This window comes from Streptomyces sp. TLI_105 (genome assembly GCF_900105415.1).
Classification (GTDB): domain Bacteria; phylum Actinomycetota; class Actinomycetes; order Streptomycetales; family Streptomycetaceae; genus Streptomyces.
This window is the reverse complement of sequence record NZ_FNSM01000001.1, coordinates 1,930,187-1,949,619: the sequence shown is the minus strand read 5'-3', so window position 1 is coordinate 1,949,619 and position 19,433 is coordinate 1,930,187. Positions and strand designations below refer to the sequence as shown.

The following is a 19,433-nucleotide window of genomic DNA, read 5'->3' as shown; positions in this document are numbered from 1 at the left end:
GCGGATCACCGGTGGTACGACGGAGGGACCCCTGGCGTCCGACGCCGGGGGTCCCTCCGATTCGTACGGGTCAGGCCTGGGCGGCCAACGCCTTCACCAGCAGCGGAGTCACCAGTTCCACCTGCCACGGCCGGGCGCCGTACCCGCTCAGCGCGGCGGCGATCGCGTCCGGGGTGCCCGGGGACGGCGGCTCCCAGCAGAGCCGGCGCACGGTGTCCGGGGTGATCAGGTTCTCCTGCGGGAGGTTCAGCTCCTCCGCGAGCGCCGAGACCGCCGCGCGCGCCGCCGCGAGGCGGGCCGCCGCGACCGGGTCCTTGTCCGCCCAGGCGCGCGGCGGGGGCGGGCCCGCCACCTGCTGGCCCGGCTGGGGCAGCTCGCTCTCCGGGAGGGCCCGGGCGCGGTCCACCGCGGCCTGCCACTGCTCCAGTTGACGGCGGCCCATCCGGTTGCCGAAGCCGGGCAGCGTGGTGAGCGCGGCCACGTTCACCGGCACCGCGAGCGCCGCCTCCACGATCGCCGCGTCGCTCAGCACCTTGCCGGGGGAGACGTCGCGCCGCTGGGCGACCTTGTCGCGGGCCGTCCACAGCTCCCGTACGACCGCCATCTGACGCCGGCGGCGCACCTTGTGCATGCCGGAGGTGCGGCGCCACGGGTCCTTGCGCGGCGGGGCGGGCGGGGCCGAGGCGATCGCGTCGAACTCCTGGCGGGCCCACTCCAGCTTGCCCTGCCGGTCCAGCTCCTTCTCCAGCGCGTCGCGCAGGTCGACGAGGAGCTCGACGTCGAGCGCCGCGTACCGCAGCCACGGGTCGGGCAGCGGACGGGTCGACCAGTCGACCGCGGAGTGGCCCTTCTCCAGGGCGTAGCCGAGGACGGACTCGACCATCGCGCCGAGGCCGACCCGCGGGAAGCCCGCGAGGCGGCCGGCCAGCTCGGTGTCGAAGAGCGAGGTGGGAAGCATGCCTATGTCGCGCAGGCACGGGAGGTCCTGGGTCGCGGCGTGCAGGATCCACTCGGTCCCGGTGAGCGCCTCGCCGAGCCCCGAGAGGTCGGGACAGCCGACGGGGTCGATGAGCGCGGTGCCCGCGCCCTCGCGGCGGAGCTGGACGAGATAGGCGCGCTGGCCGTAGCGGTAGCCGGAGGCGCGCTCGGCGTCCACGGCCACGGGACCGCTCCCGGCGGCGAACGCGGCGATCACCTCGGCGAGGGCTTCCTCGGTCTCGACGACGGGCGGCACCCCCTCGCGGGGCTCCAGCAACGGGATCGGAAGCCCATTCGCAGGGACATCGTCGTCCGGGGGGCCGCCCCCGGTGGTGCGCAGTGCTGTGTCTGCTGCGGTCTCTTGGGCGTCGGTCACGTGTCAAGGGTATCGGTGAACGGCAAGCGCCTGTCGACGGAACGTTCCGCCGACAGGCGCGGGCCCGTGTCCACCGGCCGTCAGTGGATGATCCCCGTCCGCAGGGCCACCGCGACCATGCCGGCGCGGTCGCCGGTGCCCAGCTTGCGGGCGATGCGGGCGAGGTGGCTCTTGACGGTGAGGGCGGAGAGGCCCATGGAGACGCCGATCGCCTTGTTCGACTGGCCCTCCGCGACGAGCCGCAGCACCTCGACCTCACGGCCGGAGAGCTCGCGGTAGCCGCCCGGGTGGCTCGGGGCACCCGGGGGGCGGCGGTGGCCGAGGCGGGCCGCCGCGGCGCCGATGGGGGCGGCGCCGGGGCGGGTCGGGTGACCGATGTTGGTCCGGGTGCCGGTGACGACGTAGCCCTTCACGCCGCCCGCCAGGGCGTTGCGCACGGCGCCGATGTCGTCGGCGGCGGAGAGGGCGAGGCCGTTGGGCCAGCCCGCCGCGCGGGTCTCGGACAGCAGCGTCAGGCCGCTGCCGTCGGGCAGATGGACGTCGGCAACGCAGATGTCGCGCGGGTTGCCGACGCGGGGACGGGCCTCCGCGATGGACGAAGCCTCGATCACGTCGCGTACTCCAAGGGCCCACAGGTGGCGGGTCACGGTGGAACGGACGCGCGGATCGGCCACGACGACCATGGCCGTCGGCTTGTTCGGGCGGTAGGCGACCAGGCTTGCGGGCTGCTCGAGGAGAACGGACACCAGGCCTCCTGGGGGGAAGGGTGCGGGACGGAGCCGGCTCGGGGAAGAAGCCGGGGGCGAACCCGTGCTGTGAAGGGGTCACTGACTCCTTCGGCAGCCGGGCCGCCCGCCTTTAGGGAAAGATCACGATTTGGTGAGTAATAATTAGGGCAATTCGGACGCGTGATCGATCATCCTACGAGCGGGCCCCGCCTCTTCACCCCCACGAGGGAGTGCCGGGGCACCCTTCCGATGGGGCCGGAGCGCTCTTTCCGGAGAGGTCCACGGGCCGGCCCGGAGCCCGGAGCCCGGAGCCCGAGACCCCTCAGGCCGGCCCGAGGGTCCTCAGGTCCCTCAGGCCCCCTGCGGCCCCTCAGGCCCCCTGCGGCCCCCGGCGCTGGGGCAGTGAGACGACCCCCGCGCCCGTCACCGTCCCCGCCCCCGGATCCGCCGGCGCGGGCGGCAGTCCCGCGATCTGGCAGAGCAGATCGCACCAGGCCGCCAGGTGCGCCCCCGTGTCCGGCACCCCGCCCAGGCCCTCGCGCGGGGTCCAGGACGCCCGGATCTCGATCTGGGTCGCCGGCCTGCGGTCCGCGAGCCCGCCGAAGTAGTGCGAGCCCGCCATCGTCACGGTCCCGCTCGCCTCCCCGTACGCGAGCCCCCGCGCCTCCATCGCCCCCGTCAGCCAGGACCAGCACACCTCGGGCAGCAGCGGGTCCGCCGCCATCTCCGGTTCCAGCTCCGCCCGGACCAGGGTCACCAGACGGAACGTGCCCTTCCAGGCCTCGTGGCCGTCCGGGTCGTGCAGCAGCACGAGCCGCCCGTCCGCCAGGTCCTCCTCGCCCTCCACGACGGCCGCCTCCACCGCGTACGCGTACGGGGCGAGCCGCTGCGGCGGCCTGGTCGGGTCGATCTCGATCTCGGACCGCAGCCTCGCCGACCGCAAGGCCTCCACCGCCCGCCGGAACGCGGGCGGAACCGGATTCGCCTCCGTACTGTCCGCCGTTTCGTCCGTCCCTCGATCGCCGTCGGAATGATCGGAAAAATGTCCCTGAGCCGCAGCCATGCGGGGAAGAGTAGGCGGAACGGGGCCTTCGCGCAGGGAGGGACACCCGGCCCGGACGAGCGGCTTCTCGCCACATGCGAAGATTTGGGCGTGAGTGCCATGGACAGCCCGCAGGGCCAGCAGACGAAGCAGCAGTCGCGGACGTACGACTCCGCGTTTCTCAAGGCGTGCCGACGCGAGCCGGTGCCCCACACCCCCGTCTGGTTCATGCGACAGGCCGGGCGCTCCCTCCCCGAGTACCTGAAGGTCCGCGAGGGCATCCCCATGCTCGAGTCGTGCATGCGGCCCGAGCTGGTCACCGAGATCACGCTCCAGCCGGTGCGCCGCCACAAGGTCGACGCCGCCATCTACTTCAGCGACATCGTCGTCCCGCTCAAGGCCATCGGCCTCGACCTCGACATCAAGCCCGGCGTCGGCCCGGTCGTCGCCGACCCGATCCGCACCCGCGCCGACCTGGCCCGGCTGCGCGACCTCACCCCCGAGGACGTCCACTACGTCACCGAGGCCATCGGCATGCTCACCGAGGAGCTGGGCGACACCCCGCTCATCGGCTTCGCCGGCGCGCCTTTCACCCTCGCGAGCTACCTCGTCGAGGGCGGTCCGTCGCGCAGCCACGAGCACACCAAGGCGCTCATGTACGGCGACCCGCAGCTCTGGGCCGACCTGCTCGACCGCCTCGCCGAGATCACCTCGGCCTTCCTCAAGGTCCAGATCGAGGCCGGCGCCTCCGCCGTGCAGCTCTTCGACTCCTGGGTCGGCGCCCTCGCCCCCGCCGACTACCGCCGCTCGGTGATGCCGGCCTCCACCAAGGTCTTCGACGCCGTCGCGGGCTACGGCGTGCCGCGCATCCACTTCGGTGTCGGTACGGGTGAGCTCCTCGGCCTGATGGGCGAGGCCGGCGCGGACGTCGTCGGCGTCGACTGGCGCGTCCCCCTCGACGAGGCCGCCCGCCGCGTCGGCCCCGGCAAGGCCCTCCAGGGCAACCTGGACCCGGCCGTGCTCTTCGCCTCGCGCGAGGTCGTGGAGGCCAAGGCCGACGAGGTCCTGGCCGCCGCCGAGGGCCTGGAGGGGCACGTCTTCAACCTGGGCCACGGCGTCATGCCGGCGATGGACCCGGACGCGCTGAGCCGTCTCGTCGAGTACGTGCACACGCGGACGGCCCGCTGAGGGAGCCGTCCGCGTGGCGTATGCCGGGTGCGGTCAGAACTCGCAGTTGATGGGCGGGTTGTTGCCCGTTCGCACCCGGCAGACGTCGAAGCCGTCGCCGCCGTTGGTCGTCCCGTTGTTGGTGTCGACGCTGAGGTAGTCGTTGCCGGTGTTGCCGCGGACGATCCCGCCGGGGGCCACCGTGCCCCCGACGACGATGTAGTCCGAGTCCGGGCTGCCCTCGACGAGGCCGCCGGCCCCGACGGACCGGGCCGAGATGTAGTCGCGGCCCGTGCCGCCGTCGACGTGGCCGAAGACCGGGCCGTTCACCACGATGTAGTCGTCGCCGCCGAGGCCGTTGACCGTGTTGCCGGCGGCCACCTCCGAGCACACGATGTAGTCGCGGCCGGCGGTGCCGTTCACCACGCCCATGGGGTCGGGGGAGACGGAGACCCCGTTGACGGTGCACGTCGTCTGCGCGTGGGCGGGGGCCGCGGCCAGGGCGACGGGGGCGATGACGAGGGAGGCGGCGCAGAGCGCACGCACGCTGTGTCTGATCATGCGAAGAGTCACGCACGGTGATCCACCGGCCGCAACCCGTCACCGCGCGTGAGTCCGCCGCTAGGGTCAGTCCGCCGCCCGAACGGCCCCCGCCGCCTTCCGCGCCGCGATCAGCACCGGGTCCCACACCGGCGAGAACGGCGGCGCGTACCCCAGGTCCAGGGCCGTCATCCCCTCCACCGTCATCCCCGCGGTGAGCGCCACCGCCGCGATGTCCACCCGCTTCGCCGCGCCCTCCCGGCCCACGATCTGCACCCCGAGCAGCCGGCCCGTGCGCCGCTCGGCCAGCATCTTCACCGTCATCGGCGCGGCCCCCGGGTAGTAGCCCGCCCGGCTCGTCGACTCGACCGTCACCGTCACGAACCGCAGCCCCACCTCCCGGGCGTCCTTCTCCCGCAGGCCCGTCCGCGCGATCTCCAGGTCGCACACCTTCGACACCGCCGTGCCCACGACACCCGGGAAGGTCGCGTAACCGCCGCCCACGTTCGCCCCGATCACCTGACCGTGCTTGTTCGCGTGCGTGCCCAGCGGCACGTGCCGCTCTCGGCCCGAGACCAGGTCCAGGACCTCCACGCAGTCGCCGCCGGCCCAGATGTTCCCCTGCCCCCGCACCCGCATCGACAGATCGGTGAGCAGCCCGCCGTACACCCCGAGGGGCAGCCCCGCCGCCCGGGCGAGCGAGGTCTCCGGCTCCACGCCCGTGCCGAGCACCACCACGTCCGCCGGGTACTCGTTCGCTTCCGTCGCCACCGCCCGCACCCGGCCGTCCGCTCCCGTCAGGATCTTCGTCACCGGCGCGGAGACGACCGTCCTGATTCCCAGACCGTCCATCGCCCGGTGCACGAGCCGCCCCATGTCCGGGTCGAGGGTGGCCATCGGCTGCTCGCCCCGGGTCAGCACCGTCACCTCGTAGCCCCGGTTCAGCAGGGCCTCCGCCATCTCCACCCCGATGTACCCGGCGCCGACGACGACCGCCCGCCGCCCCGGCGTCGCGGACAGCGAGTCGAGCAGCGCCTGGCCGTCGTCGAGGGTCTGCACCCCGTGCACCCCGGGCGCGTCGATCCCCGGCAGCGGCGGGCGCAGCGGCCGGGCCCCGGTCGCGATCACCAGCTTGTCGAAGCCCGTCCACGCCTCCGTGCCCGCCTCCAGGTCCCGCGAGCGGACCCGCTGCCCCGGGACGTCGATCTCCGTCACCTCGGTCCGCGTCCGCAGGTCGATGTCACGGGCGCGGTGCTCCTCGGGGGAGCGCGCGATCAGCTCCCCGCGCGTGGCCACGTCCCCGCCGACCCAGTACGGGATGCCGCAGGCCGAGTACGAGGAGAAGCGCCCGCGCTCGAAGGCGACGATCTCCAGCTCGTCGGGGGACCTGAACCGACGTGCCTGCGACGCGGCGGACATGCCCGCCGCGTCGCCGCCGATGATCACCAGTCGTTCGCTCATGAGACTCATGGGTCTCATGATGGGACGGAACTACTTCTCGGGGGTCTCCCGGGGGCGGGGAGGCTTCGGAGACCCGGCGGCCGGCCCCGGCTCGGAAGCCGCCGGAGCCGCCGGAGCCGCGGGAGCTGCCGGAGTCGCGGGAGTCGCGGGAGTCACCGGAGCTGCCGGAGCCGCGGGCGCCGTGGGCGCTCCGGCGGCGTTCCGCGGGGTGTCCGGCAGGACGGGGGCCGGGGCCTTCGGCCGGGGGCGGCCCGCGAGGCGCGGCCGGACGAGACGGCGCCACAGGACGAGGACGACCAGGGCGACCGCCAGCCACGGGGCCAGGGCGGTCAGGACGATCCCGATCCAGGCCGCCGCGCCCACCAGCGCGTTCCAGCCGCCGCTCAGGGCGTCCCCGAAGCCGGGACGGCCCTCCTCCCGCTCCTCGGCGGGCGGCTTCTCCTTCTCGGAGAGCCGCAGGGTGATCGTCGCCATCGTCGTCCGGTCCTTCAGCGAGGACTGCTGGGCGAGCAGCGCCTCCAGGTCCGCCTGACGGCGGCTCAACTCGCCCTCCAGGGTCACCACGTCGGACAGCTTCTCCGCCCGGTCCATCAGGGCCCGCACCCGCGCCACGCTCGCCCGCTGGGTGGCGATCCGGCTCTCCACGTCCACCACCTGGTCGGTGACGTCCTTGGCGTCCGCCTTGCGGTCGAGGAGCTTCCCGGTGCCCGCGAGCTCGGTGAGGACGGAGTCGTACCGCTCCTGCGGCACCCGCAGCACGATCTGCGAGGCGAGGGACGCGTCGTCGACGCGCTCCGTCGACTCGTTCTCCACGTGGCCGCCCGCGTCCGTCGCCACCCGGCGGGCCGTGACCAGGGCCTTCGCCGCGTCCTTCACCTCCACGGAGAGCGAGGCGGTACGGATGACGTGCTGCCCGGCCGACGTCTTCGACGCGGGCTTCCCGGCGGCCCCCGCGGCGGCCGAGCGGTCCGCGGCGCCCGCGTCGGCGGGCTCCGCCGCCGCCATGCCCCCCTTGCCGTCCGAGGCCGTGTCCCCGGCGCCCGCGCCGCAGCCGGTCAGGACCAGTGAGGCCGCCAGCAGGACCGCGGCCGTCGTTCTCGTTCTTGCTGCCCGCACGAGGATCCCCCCAGGGTGGTGACGAGTGATGCCCTTTGGACGTACGGCCCCCGGCGCGGGTTGCCCTCCGGCGGTAGCGATGCGGTCACGGTCCGGCCTCGGAACGGGAGCGGGCGGGCGATTTGAGAGAGTGGTGCCATGAACGCGGACACCACGGGACAGCAGGCCGGGCCTCATGTCGTCGTCGCCGGAGGCGGGATCGCCGGACTCGCCGCCGCCCACCGACTGGCCCTCGCCGGCCACCGGGTGACCCTCCTCGAAGCCGGAGGACGGCTCGGCGGGAAGCTCCTCGCCGGGGAGATCGCGGGCGCGCCCGTCGACCTCGGCGCCGAGTCGCTGCTCGCCCGCCGCCCCGAGGCCGTCGCCCTCGCCCGGGCCGTCGGCCTCGGCGACCGGCTCCAGGCCCCCGCGACCACCACCGCCTCCGTCTGGTCCCGCGGCGAGCTGGTCCCCATGCCGAAGGGCCACGTCATGGGCGTCCCCGGCGACCCCGCCGCCGTCGAGGGGCTCCTCTCCCCCGAGGGCGTGCGCCGCATCGGCGGCGACCTGGAGCTGCCGCCGACCGAGATCGGCGAGGACATCGCCATCGGCGCGTACGTCGCCGCGCGCATGGGCCACGAGGTCGTGGACCGGCTCGTCGAACCCCTCCTCGGCGGGGTGTACGCCGGTGACGCCCACCGCATCTCGATGAAGGCCGCCGTCCCCGCCCTCTTCGAGGCCGCCCGCGTCCACCCCACGCTCACCGCCGCCGTCCACGCCGTCCAGCGGGCCGGCGCCGCCACCCCCGCCGACGTGGCGGGCGCCGCCACCGGCCTGGGCGGCGCCGTCTTCCTCGGCATCGCGGGCGGCATCGGCACCCTCCCCGGCGCGGTCGCCGCGGCGATCCGCGCCGCCGGCGGCGAGATCCTCACCGGCACGCCAGTGAACGCCCTGGTCCGCACCGGCGCCACCGGCTGGCAGGTGGTGACCCGGGGCCGGACCTTCGACGCCGACGCCGTCGTCCTCGCCACCCCCGCCGGCACCGCCGCCGGACTCCTCGGCGGCCACGCCCCGGCCGCCGCCGCCGAGCTCGACGCGATCGACTACGCCTCCATGGCCCTGATCACCCTCGCCTTCCGCCGCTCCGACGTGCCCGCCCTGCCGGGCTCCGGGTTCCTCGTGCCGCCCGTCGACGGCCACACCGTCAAGGCCTCCACGTTCTCCGGCCGGAAGTGGCAGTGGGTCTCCGACAGCGCCCCCGACCTGTTCGTGCTGCGCACCTCCGTCGGCCGCCACGGCGAGGAGGAGCAGCTCCACCGCGAGGACTCCGACCTCGTCGACGCCTCCCTCAAGGACCTCGCCGCCGCCACCGGCCTCTCCGCACACCCGGTCGCGAGCACGGTCACCCGCTGGATCGACGGCCTGCCCCAGTACCCCGTCGGCCACCTCGCCCGCGTCGCCCGCGTCCGCGCGGCCGTCGCCGCCCTCCCCGGACTGCGGCTCGCGGGCGCCGCGTACGACGGCGTCGGCATCCCCGCCTGCATCGCCTCGGCCCACCGCGCGGCCGACGAGATCATCGCCACGTCGGGAACGGGGCACCCCGGTGCGGGGCACTCCTCGTGACGGGCGAGAATAGGCGTATGAGTGCGCCCGAAAAGATCCCGAACGCCGGTAAGAAGGCGAAGGACCTCAACGAGGTCATCCGCTACACCCTGTGGTCCGTCTTCAAGCTGCGCGACGTTCTCCCCGAGGACCGCGGCGGTTACGCCGACGAGGTCCAGGAGCTGTTCGACCAGCTCGCGGCCAAGGACATCACGATCCGCGGCACGTACGACCTCTCCGGTCTGCGCGCCGACGCCGACGTCATGATCTGGTGGCACGCCGAGACGAGCGACGAGCTCCAGGAGGCGTACAACCTCTTCCGCCGCACCAAGCTGGGCCGCGCCCTGGAGCCGGTCTGGTCGAACATGGCGCTGCACCGCCCGGCCGAGTTCAACAAGTCGCACATCCCGGCCTTCCTGGCCGACGAGAACCCGCGCGACTACGTCTCGGTGTACCCCTTCGTGCGCTCCTACGACTGGTACCTGCTGCCGGACGAGGACCGCCGCCGCATGCTCGCCGACCACGGCAAGATGGCCCGCGGCTACCCGGACGTCCGTGCCAACACGGTCGCCTCCTTCTCGCTCGGCGACTACGAGTGGCTCCTCGCCTTCGAGGCCGACGAGCTGCACCGCATCGTCGACCTCATGCGCCACCTGCGCGCCTCCGAGGCGCGGATGCACGTCCGCGAGGAGGTCCCGTTCTTCACCGGCCGCCGCAAGAGCGTCGCCGACCTGGTGGCGGGCCTGGCCTGACGGCCGTACGAAACCTGGTGGCGCGCCCGGCTCCCGGCCGGGCGCGCCACCCCTTGACCCGGAAGATCAGACGGCGGGCGGCACCATTGCCCGCCGCTCCAGCGACACCGGGTCCGGCTCCGGGTGCGGCGCGCGTCACGCGCGCCGCACCGGCGTCATTTCCGGGACCTTCTCCGATCGTGCTTCAGCCTTCCAGGGCCGCGCGGAGCTCCGGTTCGAGGACGGCGGGACCGCGCGTCGCGAGGGCGGTCAGCGGATCGGTCCGCGAGAGCCCGGAGAGCAGCCGCTGCCCGGCCGGTGACGCCCAGCGGGTGTACGGATACACCTCGGCCCGGCCGATCAGCAGGCAGAGCCCCGACCCGACCAGCGGCAGCGCGAACGCGGCGACGACCAGGGACCGGTCGGCCGCCGGCACCAGGAGCGCCGCGGCCGTCCCCAGCACCAGCGTCAGCAGGAACCCCGCCCGCACCGCCCGCATCCCCGCCGCGATCTCCCGGCGGCCCTCCTCGGACACGGCGAGCCCCCGGCCGACGAGATCGTCCGCGAGGAGGCGTACGGACTCGGCGTCGGCGACCACCGGACGGACGGCGGGGATCGGCGACTGCCCGCCGGGCCCGATGGCCGCCAGCACCGCGCGCTCCAGCTCGTCCCCGCCGGTCGCGTCCACGACCGTCGCCCAGCCGGTGTGGGCGAGCAGCAGCCGCCGCGACCGGTGCATCGACACCAGGGTCAGATCGATGACCCGGAGCGGGCCGCCGGCGAGGTAGGCCGCCTCGCACACGGTGAGCTCCCGCGCACCGCCGGGCGACCCGTGCGGGCGGTCGGCGGCGAGCGAGGCACGGCACACCCGCACGCAGCCGACACTGGCCACGACGTACGCCACCAGGAGGAGCGGAACCCAGATCATGCCCCGGTTCTACGGGACGAGGGGCACGCCCGCCACCCGATCGGCCCTCAGCCGCTGGAGCTGGAACACGAGCTGGAGCTCGAACTCGAACACGAGCTGGAGCTTCCGCAGCTCGACCCGCCTCCGGAGCTGCCGCAGCTCGATCCGCCTCCGGAGCAGGAACCGGAGGAACAGGACCCGGACGAGCAGGAACCGCCGCCGCCCGAACAAGAGCTCCCACCACCCGAGCAGGAGCTCCCGCCCCCTCCTCCGCAGGAGCTGTTGGTCGCGCACCACTCGGTCGCCACCCCGAGGACGGCCGCGTCCGAGGAGGAGAAGTGCGACGGCGACGGCGAGGGCCGCCCGCGGCGCCCGTTCCGCCGCCGCGGCGGCCCGTAGAACCGGGCGGCGGCGACGAGCTGCTCCCGGAGCACCGGATCCGGCACGGCCCGCAGCCCGTGCAGGGCCACGAGATGCCCGGCGTCGGCGAGATGGCCGTGCGCCCGTCCGTACGCGAAGACCGCACGGCGGCCGGCCGAGGTGACCTGCCCGGCGGAGATCGAGCCGCAGACGATCGCGGTGATCCCGGCGGCGAGCAGCACCGGCAGCACCTTGATGACGAACGGGAGCCGGAACTCCGGGTCGCCAGCGAAGTCGATCACGGTGAGGAGGATCGAGACCGGGAAGAGCACGAAGGCCGTCAGACCGAGGGCGGCACACCAGCGGGCCGTGGTCCGCCGCGTCGCCGGTGCGACGATCAGCCCCCGCGCCGCGAGGCCGTCGCCGATCTCCTGGACCGCAGGGTGCCGCATCACACCGAGACGCAGATGGTGCAGGGCCCCGTGCGGCGCGGCGGCGTGCTCCTGGAGGACGGCGCGCTCCACCGGGTCGTACGCGGTGGGGCGGACGACCGCGACGATGCCGGGGCCGCCGATCGCGATCCTGCCGTCCGCCTGGAGGGCGGCGAGCGCGGTGTCGACGACGCGGGCCGGGCCGCCGTTGAGGAAGGCGACCTCGTACCGGTCGTGGACGGGCCCGCCGGGACCGCCGCGCGTCCGGACGACCCGGGTGATGACGAGGGCGATGCCGACGGCGCCCGCGAGGTAGACGAGGACGAGGAGGAAGTTCACGGTCATCTCCGTACGAGGGCGTGGCGGGCGGCCCGTACGAGCCGGGTGGCACGGCCCGGCGGGCGGCTGCCGGAACGGTCCTGCCACCACTCCGTGAGCCGCCGCCGTGCCACCGGGTCCTCCGGCCGGCCGGCGAGCAGCAGGTGCTCGACGAAGTCGAGCGCGTCCCGGCGGTAGCCGCCGGTCATGGGACGGGACCGGGCGTACGCGAGGAACGCGGGCCGGAAGCCCTTGCCGAGGATCTCCGGCAGCTCCGGCGCGACCTTCGCCACGACCCCGGCCCGCTTGGCCGCGAGGGCGCGGCTCTGGACCCCGATCCGACGGGTGTCGAAACCTTCGGGGACGGGGGTGCCGGCGACGAGCGCGGAGAGGAGGGCGGCTTGGGTCACGGCCAGGCGCTGGCGGGCGCCTTCTCGCGGGGCGGGGTCGTGGAGGGTGGGGGCGGCGCTCGGCATCGGGCCGCCCGAGGCCCTCGCGCCGGCGCCGATCAGCAGGGACGGCCGTCGGGGTGCGGGTACCAGCGGACGGGCGCCGTGCGCGTGGGCCGTGCCCACCCGTTCCGCCCTTGCGGAACGTATGCCCACAGAGGCCACCGCCTCCAGTTCCGCCGCCAGCTCCTCCGTCGGCGGGAAGTCGTCGTCCCGTTCCAGCAGTACCCCCGGCGGGGACACCCGCGACGTGAGGTCCGACAGGATGTCGAGGACGGCGGGCGGTACCGGGTGGGCGTGGGTGTCGTGCCAGACACCGTCCCGCTCGACACCACCCGCCACGTGCACGTACGCGATCGCCTCGACCGGCAGCTCGGACAGGGCCCGCGCCGGGTCCTCGCCCCGGTTGACGTGGTTGGTGTGCAGGTTGGCGACGTCGACGAGGAGCCGTACCCCCGTACGCTCCACCAGCTCCGCCAGGAACTGCCCCTCCGTCATCTCCTCGCCCGGCCAGGCGATCAGGGCCGCGATGTTCTCCAGGGCGAGCGGCACGGGCAGCGCGTCCTGCGCGATGCGCACGTTCTCGCAGAGCACGTCGAGGGCGTCCCGTGTGCGGGGCACGGGCAGCAGGTGGCCCGCTTCGAGCAGCGGGGTCGCGGTGAGCGGCCCCCCGGCCCGTACGAACGCGATGTGCTCCGTGACCAGCGGCGCCCCCAGGGCCACCGCCTTCTCGCCGAGCGCCGCGAGCCGCGCCGGGTCCGGCCGGTCCGCGCCGCCGAGCCCGAGCGAGACGCCGTGCGGCACGACCGTCACGCCGCGCTCGCGCAGCCGGGTCAGGGAGTCGGGCAGATGGTCCGCGCAGATGTTCTCCGCGACGACCTCCACCCAGTCGACGCCGGGCAGCGCCTCCACCACCTCCGCGATCTCGGGACGCCAGCCGATGCCGATGCCGAGTTCCGTCATGTCCCCCTCCTTCGGTCCTCAGTCCCTCACGTGATGGCCCAGGCGACCTCATCCGAACCCCACGGGGCCGAGGTTCAGAGCTTCATTTGAGCTTCGGCCGTCCCCCAGAGGTGCAGGGCGTCACCGGACTCGGACGCCGTCGCCCAGGCGCCGTACCCGAGTGCGGTCGGCAGGCCGGAGGGCGGGGACGGGTAGACGACCGGCCGGAGTCCGTGCGTTCCCGTGGTGTCGAGCAGCCAGTGCCGGGCCTCGCCCCATTCGTCGTCGCTCTCCACCGTCGAGACGACGAGGGTCGTCTCGTCCACGAAGCCGCCCGCCCAGTCCCAGTAGACGGGCGCCTCGTCCTCGTCGGCCCCGTCGCCCGACGGGGCGTCGGGGTGCGGGGGCAGCACCGAGTCGGCGTCCCATTCCAGCCCCTCCACCAGGTGGCCTTCGAAGTCGCGGACGGAGAGCTCGTCCTGGTCGTGGGAGACCGTCATGAGCCGCTCGCCCGAGGGACTCACGTCCAGCAGGCAGAGGTCGCCCTCCACGTACGTGACGTCCAGCCGCTCTCCGTCCCAGTCGCCCAGGCGCAGCGGCGCGCCGTCCTGACCCTCGCCGATGCTGAGGCCCATCCGACGGGGATCGGTCGGGTGGGGGAGGTGGAAGCTGCCGGCCGCCGCGGCCTCGGCGTTGCCACGGGCGAGCACGCGACCGTCGGCGGCGTCGACCACCAGCCATTCGTCGACGGTGTCCGGGTTCAGCTCGCCCTCGGGCAACGGGCCGCGCACATGGGCCCAGACGAGCTTCCCGTCCGCGGAGAAGCCGACCGAACCCCCGTCCGGGTAGCGGTGGTCCCGGTCCTCCGCGTACTCCTCGTACGACTCGTGCATCTCCCGGCACGCGCCGTACCAGCATCCGTGCCGGACCTCCCAGCGCGTCGCCCCCGACGGCTCCACGGCGCGCACCGCGTGCACCCCGGCGAAGACGGCCAGGCTCGCGTCCGGCGCCACCTCCCAGGTCCCGCGGCGGCGCGGCCAGGGAGCGGGGAAGCGGACCCGGGCCGCCGGAACCGCGGCGAAGACGTCGTCCAGGGGTTGCGCCACGACCTCCTCGTCGCTCGCCTGGACGAGCATCCTGCACCCCGGCAGGCCCGCGATCTGCGGCGGACCGGCCTCGGGCGAGGACAGGGGGGCGGGGACGGCGGCCCGGAGCCGGGCGTGAACGGACATGCGGATCTCCTCGAAGTGCACGATCCGCCGCACGCTACGGCACGGGTCCGACACCCGGCCGCCCGGCCACCGGCCCGCCGGGGTGGCCGTCGGTCAGGGCCGGGGGAGCCGCAGCTGCGGGGCGAAACGCGTACCGCCCTCGGACACCACCGTGCACGAACCCGGGGCGATCTCCGTGAAGCCCGCGTCCCGCACCACCGGGAGGCCGCTCGCCGTCAGCTCCGACCAGTCCTCGGCCGTCGCGGTCCGCACCGCGAGCGGGAAGCCCGCCTCGCGCCAGGCCTTCCGGTCGGCGTCCGGCATCGCCCACCACAGCAGCTGCGCCCCGTGTCCTGCCTGGGCCATCGCCTTGCCGGCCGACATGTCGAGCTCCGGGTTGAGCCAGAGCACCGCCGCACCCTCCGGTACGGGGCCGGGCGCGGCCGGGTCGTCGAGGTCGGTGCCCGAGACCTGGAGCTTCGCGAGCTCCTTGGGCCAGCCGTCGAGCGGGACCGGCGGGAAGACCCGCACCTCCGCCTCCGCGCCGGTGACCGTGATCCCCGGCAGCGTGTTCGCGCGGCGCCACTCCGCGCCGCGCGCCCGGCGCACCACCTTGCGGATCCGGGCGTCCTGCCAGTCGGTGATCGCCTGTGCCCACTCGCCCTCGCCGAGGGAACGGTCGTCGGTCAGGATCTCCAGGACGGCCCGCGCCGCGGTCTCCAGGGCGTCGGTGCGGCTCGGGGGCGCGTCGCGCTCGATCCGGACGACCAGGGGGAGGACGAACTGGGGCTTCTCGTCGCGGAGATCGGTCTCGTTGCTGCTCACCCGGCAAGTCTGCCATCGAGGTCGGGAGCGATTCTTGTGGGAATCATCGCTTCCGGGCCAGGATGCCCCTCATGAAGAGCGATCTTTTTGCCGGCGAGCACCTCGCCGAGGCGGCGGCCTTCCCGGGGATGACCCTGCAGAACGCCAAATCGGTCAAGTACACCGTGAACGGCGAGATGCACGCCCGCCAGGGTTCGATGATCGCCTTCCGCGGCGACCTCCAGTTCGAGCGCAAGGGCCAGGGCATCGGCGGCCTCCTCAAGCGCGCCGTCACCGGCGAGGGCCTGCCGCTGATGGCCGTACGCGGCCAGGGCGAGGCCTGGTTCGCGCACGAGGCGCAGAACTGCTTCATCGTCGAGATCGAGCAGGGCGAGGCCTTCACCGTCAACGGCCGCAACGTGCTCTGCTTCGACTCCACGCTCCACTACGACATCAGGACCGTGAAGGGCGCCGGCATGACCGGCGGCGGCCTCTTCAACTCCGTCTTCACCGGCCACGGCAAGATCGCCCTGATGTGCGAGGGCAACCCGATCGTCATCCCCGTCACCCCGCAGGCCCCGGTGTACGTCGACACCGACGCCGTCGTCGGCTGGAGCGAGCAGCTCCACACCTCCCTGCACCGCTCGCAGTCGCTCGGCTCGATGATCCGCGGCGGCTCGGGCGAGGCGGTGCAGCTGAAGCTGGAGGGGCAGGGCTTCGTCGTCGTCCGGCCGAGCGAGCTCACCCCGCAGAAGAACCCCTCGCATTGAGGCTGGAGCACGTCGGGCGGCGGCACGGCCTCCGCGGGCCGTGGGCGCTGCGGGAGGTCTCGCTCGACCTGCCCGCCGCCGCGCTCGTCCGGGTCGTCGGCACCAACGGCACCGGCAAGTCCACGCTGCTCCGGCTGATCGCCGGGATCGACGCGCCCACCGAGGGGCGCGTCACCGGCCGGCCGGCCCGCACCGCGTACGTCCCCGAGCGCTTCCCCGTCGCCCTGCCGTTCACGGCCGTCGACTACCTGGTCCACCTCGGCCGCGTCCACGGCCTCGGCCGGGCGGCGGCGCGGGCCCGGGCGGGGGAGTGGCTGGAGCGCTTCGGGGTCGAGGAGCACGCCGGGACCGGGCTCGCGAAGCTCTCCAAGGGCACCAGCCAGAAGGTCGCCGTCGCCCAGGCCCTCCTCGCCGACCCGGCCCTGCTCGTCCTCGACGAGGCCTGGACCGGCCTCGACACCGGTGCCCGCGCCGAGCTGGACACCGCCGTCCGCGAGCGTCTCGCGGCGGGCGCGGCGGTCGTCTTCGTCGACCACGACCCACGCCGACTGGAGGGGGAGGCGGCGGCGGTGTACGGGGTGGAGGGCGGCCGGGTACGGGGGACGACGCCTCCCGGGCTCGCGGGGCCGGGGCTCGGAGTCCCGGCGGCCGGGCCCGAGCCCGCGGCGACGGGCGTGGGCCTCCGGGAGGCTCGGCCGGGGCCCGGGACGACGGTGGCCGGTCTTTCGAGGGGCAGGCCCGAGCCCGCTCCCGCCGTGCCCCTGTCGGTGTCCGCTCCCGCCGCCCCCCGGCCCTCCGTCCGTATCGTCGCCTCCGGCGGGCGACCGCTTCCCGGACGCCTGCCCGGCGGCCCCGCGGTCGCCCCCGGCACCGACGACGACACCCTCGTCCTCACCGTCGACGCGGCGCACTCCGACGCCCTCCTCGGCGCACTGCTCGCCGCGTCCTGGCACATCCACCACCTCGGCACCGAAGGCGTACGGGTATGACGGCGCTCCTGCGCTACCAGTCGGGTCTGCTGCTCCGGTCCCAGCGCTGGCTGGCACCGCTGCTCCTCTACGCGGCCTTCATCGGCGTCGGCGTCCAGGCCGGCGAGCCGGTGCTCGGGGCGCTCGGGTTCACCGCGGCCGCCCTGCTCCCGGTGGCCGCCTGGACCGTGCGGATCTGTCTCACCCAGGAGCCGCCCGCCGCCCGGAGCGTGGTCGCGGCGGCCGCCGGCCGGGGCCGCGCGCACCTCGCGGCGCTGCTCACCGGGGTCGCCTGGCCGGTGCTCGTCGGAACGGTCGCCGTGCTCGCGGTGACGGCGGTCGGCGACCGGCGCGGGGTCACCCCGCTCGCCGCCGTCCTCACGGGGCTGCCGGCGGCCCTGGCCTGTGCCCTGACGGGCGCCGCCGTCGGCGCGCTGGCCTCCCGCCCCTTCCTCCGGGCCCCGGGCTGGTCCCTCGCCGCCCTCGTCCTCGGCTCCCTCCTCGCGCTCGTGACCACGGGGTCCCCGGCGAAGTCCGCGATGACCGTCCTGGTCGCCGGGGCCCGCACGGCGACCGTCGACCCGCCCTGGCTCGCCTGCGGCGGCGCGCTGCTCCTGGCGGCGGCGACGGCGGCGCTCGCGTGCCGGGCGACGGCGCGTCTGGAGTGAGGCGCCGGGTCAGCGGCTCATGAGTTCCGAGACCTTGACGAAGCGGTAGCCGCGGGCGCGGAGCTCCGGGACGATCCGGCGGATCGCCCGCTCGGTCACGGGGGCGGCGCTGCGCGTGCAGTGCATGACGACGAGCGAGCCGGGCTTCACGCCGTCGAGGACCTGTTCGGCGACGGCGTCCGCGTCCTTCGCGAAGGCGTCGCCGCTGACGACGTCCCACTGGACGGCGGTGACGCCGGCGGGGGCGAGGGCGCGCAGGGCCGCGTCGTCGTAGCAGCCGCCGGGGAAGCGGAAGTACGGGACGACGTTGACGGCCCCGGCGTCCCGGAAGGCGTCGAAGGCGCGCTGAACGTCGGACGCCATGTCGGGCCGGGGGACGGTCGGCAGGCCGTAGCAGGGGGACGAGAAGGAGTAGTGGCTGTAGGAGTGGTTGGCGATCTCGAAGCGCGGATCGCCGCCGATGGACTTGGCCTGGTCCGGGTACTCCTCCGCCCAGCGGCCGGTCATGAACACGGTCGCGTCCACCTTGAGCCGGCGCAGGGTGGCGATGAGCTCGGGGTTGTCGAAGTGCTCGCCGCGCGCGGCGCGGGGCCCCTGGTCGGCCGTCATGTCGGCGTCGAACGTGAGCGCGACGACCTTCTCGGTGCTCTTCGCGCGGTGCGTGTAGACGGGGGTGAGGCCGCCGGGTCCGGGCGCCATGGTGGGCGGGGCGGCGGGGACGCGCGCGGGCTTGGGGCCGGGCGCGGCCGCGCTGGGCTGGGGCGAGGGGCTGTCGACGACGGCCGCCTTCGCCTTCGGCGCCGGGGTTTCGGCCGTACCGCCGCCGCAGCCGACGAGGGCGGCGCCCAGAAGACCGAGCACCGCCAATTTTCGTGCAGAAGTGTTCACGGTCGGAAGTTAATCGATCAAAGTGATTATCGGCTGGCGGCTCGACCGTCACCCGCCGGATCGGCTCACGTGGCGAGCAGCCGCGCCCGGCACTCCTTCACGTCGAAGTCCCCCGGCGGGTACCGCGGGTCCAGCTCCTCCAAGTGTTCGAGCAGCAGTCTGCTGATCGCCCAGTTGCGGTACCACTTGCGGTCCGCCGGGACCAGGTACCAGGGAGCCTCGTCCGTCGCGCAGCGTTCGAGGGCGAGCTCGTACGCCTGCTGGTACGCCGGCCACAGCGCCCGCTCCTCGATGTCGCCCCGGTTGAACTTCCAGTGCTTGTCGGGGTTGTCCAGGCGCGCGAGGAGCCGGGCGCGCTGTTCCTCGTACGAGAGGTGGAGGAAGACCTTGATCACGGTCACCCCGTCCTCCGCGAGGGACTTCTCGAAGCGGTTGATCTGGCCGTAGCGGCGGCCGAGCAGGCGGCGCGGGACCAGGTCGTGGACGCGGGCGATGAGGACGTCCTCGTAGTGCGAGCGGTCGAAGATGCCGATCTCGCCCGGTTGGGGGAGCGCCCGCATGATCCGCCAGAGGAAGGGGTGGTTCCGCTCCTCCTGCGTCGGCGCCTTGAAGGCGTGGATGCGGCAGCCGGAGGGGTTGAAGAGGCCGATGACGTGCTTGACCGTGCCGCCCTTGCCGCTGGTGTCCATGCCCTGGAGGACGAGGAGCAGCCGCCGGCGGTCGCCGGCGGTGCTCGCCGCGTACAGCCGCTCCTGGAGGTCGGCGAGGCGCGGCCCGAGGGCGGCGGTGGCGGCAAGACCCGCCGTCTTGTCGGCGGGGCCGGCCGGGGTCGCCCCCGCGTCGTACGCGGCGAGGTCGATCCGCTCGCCCTCGGGGAGGCGCAGGAGGTCGCGCAGCACGGGCTCGGGAGCCGGGGCCTCCCGCTTCTTCCTCCCGCCGTCCTTCTTCGGCATCCGTCGCCCCTTCCGTCGCGCCGATCGTCCTCTCCCGATCGTGC

General features: G+C 74.4%; 19 protein-coding genes. 6 read left to right on the top strand and 13 right to left on the bottom strand.

Annotated features, from left to right (window positions below; translation table 11 throughout):
• Positions 1-70: 70 nt before the first annotated feature.
• The 3 genes from BLW86_RS08980 to BLW86_RS08970 form a co-directional block, all read right to left on the bottom strand.
• Positions 71-1,354 (bottom strand): HRDC domain-containing protein, encoded by a 1,284-nt coding sequence (locus BLW86_RS08980; RefSeq protein ID WP_093873535.1) that lies wholly within the window; start codon positions 1,352-1,354, stop codon positions 71-73.
• 80 nt (positions 1,355-1,434) lie between these two features.
• Positions 1,435-2,100, bottom strand: a complete 666-nt coding sequence (locus BLW86_RS08975) for a response regulator transcription factor (protein ID WP_015037008.1) — start codon at positions 2,098-2,100, stop codon at positions 1,435-1,437.
• 352 nt (positions 2,101-2,452) lie between these two features.
• Positions 2,453-3,145 (bottom strand): DUF3000 domain-containing protein, encoded by a 693-nt coding sequence (locus tag BLW86_RS08970; protein WP_030690069.1) that lies wholly within the window; start codon positions 3,143-3,145, stop codon positions 2,453-2,455.
• 90 nt (positions 3,146-3,235) lie between these two features.
• Here BLW86_RS08970 and hemE point away from each other — a divergent pair, with 90 nt between their 5' ends.
• Positions 3,236-4,312, top strand: a complete 1,077-nt coding sequence (hemE, locus tag BLW86_RS08965) for a uroporphyrinogen decarboxylase (protein WP_371129464.1) — start codon at positions 3,236-3,238, stop codon at positions 4,310-4,312.
• A 33-nt stretch (positions 4,313-4,345) separates the two neighbouring features.
• On the opposite strand, the gene BLW86_RS08960 is transcribed toward hemE, so the two are convergent.
• From BLW86_RS08960 to BLW86_RS08950, 3 genes are all read right to left on the bottom strand, one after another.
• Positions 4,346-4,852 carry a hypothetical protein gene (locus BLW86_RS08960; protein ID WP_177181609.1) on the bottom strand — a complete coding sequence of 169 codons (507 nt, stop codon included), beginning with the start codon at positions 4,850-4,852 and terminating at the stop codon, positions 4,346-4,348.
• A gap of 66 nt (positions 4,853-4,918) precedes the next feature.
• Positions 4,919-6,292 (bottom strand): FAD-dependent oxidoreductase, encoded by a 1,374-nt coding sequence (locus BLW86_RS08955; RefSeq protein ID WP_093873533.1) that lies wholly within the window; start codon positions 6,290-6,292, stop codon positions 4,919-4,921.
• 30 nt (positions 6,293-6,322) lie between these two features.
• Complete coding sequence (locus tag BLW86_RS08950; protein WP_256341259.1) at positions 6,323-7,408, bottom strand: DUF4349 domain-containing protein; 1,086 nt, start codon at positions 7,406-7,408, stop codon at positions 6,323-6,325.
• 138 nt (positions 7,409-7,546) lie between these two features.
• Here BLW86_RS08950 and hemG point away from each other — a divergent pair, with 138 nt between their 5' ends.
• Both hemG and hemQ read left to right on the top strand, forming a co-directional pair.
• The gene (hemG, locus tag BLW86_RS08945) at positions 7,547-9,010 is read left to right on the top strand and encodes a protoporphyrinogen oxidase (protein WP_093873531.1); all 1,464 of its coding nucleotides are present in this window, start codon (positions 7,547-7,549) and stop codon (positions 9,008-9,010) included.
• A gap of 17 nt (positions 9,011-9,027) precedes the next feature.
• Positions 9,028-9,741 carry a hydrogen peroxide-dependent heme synthase gene (gene hemQ, locus BLW86_RS08940; protein ID WP_030690075.1) on the top strand — a complete coding sequence of 238 codons (714 nt, stop codon included), beginning with the start codon at positions 9,028-9,030 and terminating at the stop codon, positions 9,739-9,741.
• Between the two features lie 184 nt (positions 9,742-9,925).
• Here hemQ and BLW86_RS08935 read toward each other — a convergent pair whose 3' ends face one another.
• The 5 genes from BLW86_RS08935 to BLW86_RS08915 all read right to left on the bottom strand — a co-directional run bounded on the left by BLW86_RS08935 (position 9,926) and on the right by BLW86_RS08915 (position 15,163).
• Complete coding sequence (locus BLW86_RS08935) at positions 9,926-10,648, bottom strand: TIGR04222 domain-containing membrane protein (RefSeq protein ID WP_093873530.1); 723 nt, start codon at positions 10,646-10,648, stop codon at positions 9,926-9,928.
• Positions 10,649-10,695: 47 nt separating this feature from the next.
• Positions 10,696-11,763 (bottom strand): TIGR04222 domain-containing membrane protein, encoded by a 1,068-nt coding sequence (locus BLW86_RS08930; RefSeq protein ID WP_093873529.1) that lies wholly within the window; start codon positions 11,761-11,763, stop codon positions 10,696-10,698.
• A complete protein-coding gene (locus tag BLW86_RS08925; RefSeq protein WP_093873528.1) occupies positions 11,760-13,148 on the bottom strand; it encodes an MbnB/TglH/ChrH family RiPP precursor modification enzyme in 1,389 nt (462 codons plus the stop codon). The genes BLW86_RS08930 and BLW86_RS08925 overlap by 4 nt, the downstream gene beginning before the upstream one ends.
• A 74-nt stretch (positions 13,149-13,222) precedes the next feature.
• Positions 13,223-14,359 carry a hypothetical protein gene (locus BLW86_RS08920; protein WP_093878578.1) on the bottom strand — a complete coding sequence of 379 codons (1,137 nt, stop codon included), beginning with the start codon at positions 14,357-14,359 and terminating at the stop codon, positions 13,223-13,225.
• A 93-nt stretch (positions 14,360-14,452) separates the two neighbouring features.
• The gene (locus BLW86_RS08915; RefSeq protein ID WP_093873527.1) at positions 14,453-15,163 is read right to left on the bottom strand and encodes a peptidyl-tRNA hydrolase; all 711 of its coding nucleotides are present in this window, start codon (positions 15,161-15,163) and stop codon (positions 14,453-14,455) included.
• A gap of 71 nt (positions 15,164-15,234) precedes the next feature.
• On the opposite strand from BLW86_RS08915, the gene BLW86_RS08910 reads away from it, so the two are divergent.
• Genes BLW86_RS08910 through BLW86_RS08900 form a run of 3 tightly spaced genes read left to right on the top strand, consistent with a single transcriptional unit; the run spans position 15,235 to position 17,548 of the window.
• Positions 15,235-15,912, top strand: a complete 678-nt coding sequence (locus tag BLW86_RS08910) for an AIM24 family protein (RefSeq protein ID WP_093873526.1) — start codon at positions 15,235-15,237, stop codon at positions 15,910-15,912.
• Positions 15,909-16,901 carry an ATP-binding cassette domain-containing protein gene (locus tag BLW86_RS08905; protein WP_093873525.1) on the top strand — a complete coding sequence of 331 codons (993 nt, stop codon included), beginning with the start codon at positions 15,909-15,911 and terminating at the stop codon, positions 16,899-16,901. The genes BLW86_RS08910 and BLW86_RS08905 overlap by 4 nt, the downstream gene beginning before the upstream one ends.
• The gene (locus BLW86_RS08900) at positions 16,898-17,548 is read left to right on the top strand and encodes an ABC transporter (protein WP_093873524.1); all 651 of its coding nucleotides are present in this window, start codon (positions 16,898-16,900) and stop codon (positions 17,546-17,548) included. The genes BLW86_RS08905 and BLW86_RS08900 overlap by 4 nt, the downstream gene beginning before the upstream one ends.
• 9 nt (positions 17,549-17,557) lie before the next feature.
• On the opposite strand, the gene BLW86_RS08895 is transcribed toward BLW86_RS08900, so the two are convergent.
• Positions 17,558-18,415 (bottom strand): polysaccharide deacetylase family protein, encoded by an 858-nt coding sequence (locus tag BLW86_RS08895; protein ID WP_093873523.1) that lies wholly within the window; start codon positions 18,413-18,415, stop codon positions 17,558-17,560.
• A gap of 86 nt (positions 18,416-18,501) precedes the next feature.
• A complete protein-coding gene (locus BLW86_RS08890) occupies positions 18,502-19,389 on the bottom strand; it encodes a PPK2 family polyphosphate kinase (RefSeq protein WP_093873522.1) in 888 nt (295 codons plus the stop codon).
• Positions 19,390-19,433 lie beyond the last annotated feature (44 nt).

Bases quoted from the DNA above. Each gene is read 5' to 3' on its own strand.
- BLW86_RS08970 (WP_030690069.1), bottom strand. From the start codon at position 3,145: ATGGCTGCGGCTCAGGGACATTTTTCCGATCATTCCGACGGCGATCGA.
- BLW86_RS08960 (WP_177181609.1), bottom strand. From the start codon at position 4,852: ATGATCAGACACAGCGTGCGTGCGCTCTGCGCCGCCTCCCTCGTCATC.
- BLW86_RS08955 (WP_093873533.1), bottom strand. From the start codon at position 6,292: ATGAGCGAACGACTGGTGATCATCGGCGGCGACGCGGCGGGCATGTCC.
- hemG (WP_093873531.1), top strand. From the start codon at position 7,547: ATGAACGCGGACACCACGGGACAGCAGGCCGGGCCTCATGTCGTCGTC.
- hemQ (WP_030690075.1), top strand. From the start codon at position 9,028: ATGAGTGCGCCCGAAAAGATCCCGAACGCCGGTAAGAAGGCGAAGGAC.
- BLW86_RS08935 (WP_093873530.1), bottom strand. From the start codon at position 10,648: ATGATCTGGGTTCCGCTCCTCCTGGTGGCGTACGTCGTGGCCAGTGTC.
- BLW86_RS08930 (WP_093873529.1), bottom strand. From the start codon at position 11,763: ATGACCGTGAACTTCCTCCTCGTCCTCGTCTACCTCGCGGGCGCCGTC.
- BLW86_RS08925 (WP_093873528.1), bottom strand. From the start codon at position 13,148: ATGACGGAACTCGGCATCGGCATCGGCTGGCGTCCCGAGATCGCGGAG.
- BLW86_RS08920 (WP_093878578.1), bottom strand. From the start codon at position 14,359: ATGTCCGTTCACGCCCGGCTCCGGGCCGCCGTCCCCGCCCCCCTGTCC.
- BLW86_RS08910 (WP_093873526.1), top strand. From the start codon at position 15,235: ATGAAGAGCGATCTTTTTGCCGGCGAGCACCTCGCCGAGGCGGCGGCC.
- BLW86_RS08900 (WP_093873524.1), top strand. From the start codon at position 16,898: ATGACGGCGCTCCTGCGCTACCAGTCGGGTCTGCTGCTCCGGTCCCAG.
- BLW86_RS08890 (WP_093873522.1), bottom strand. From the start codon at position 19,389: ATGCCGAAGAAGGACGGCGGGAGGAAGAAGCGGGAGGCCCCGGCTCCC.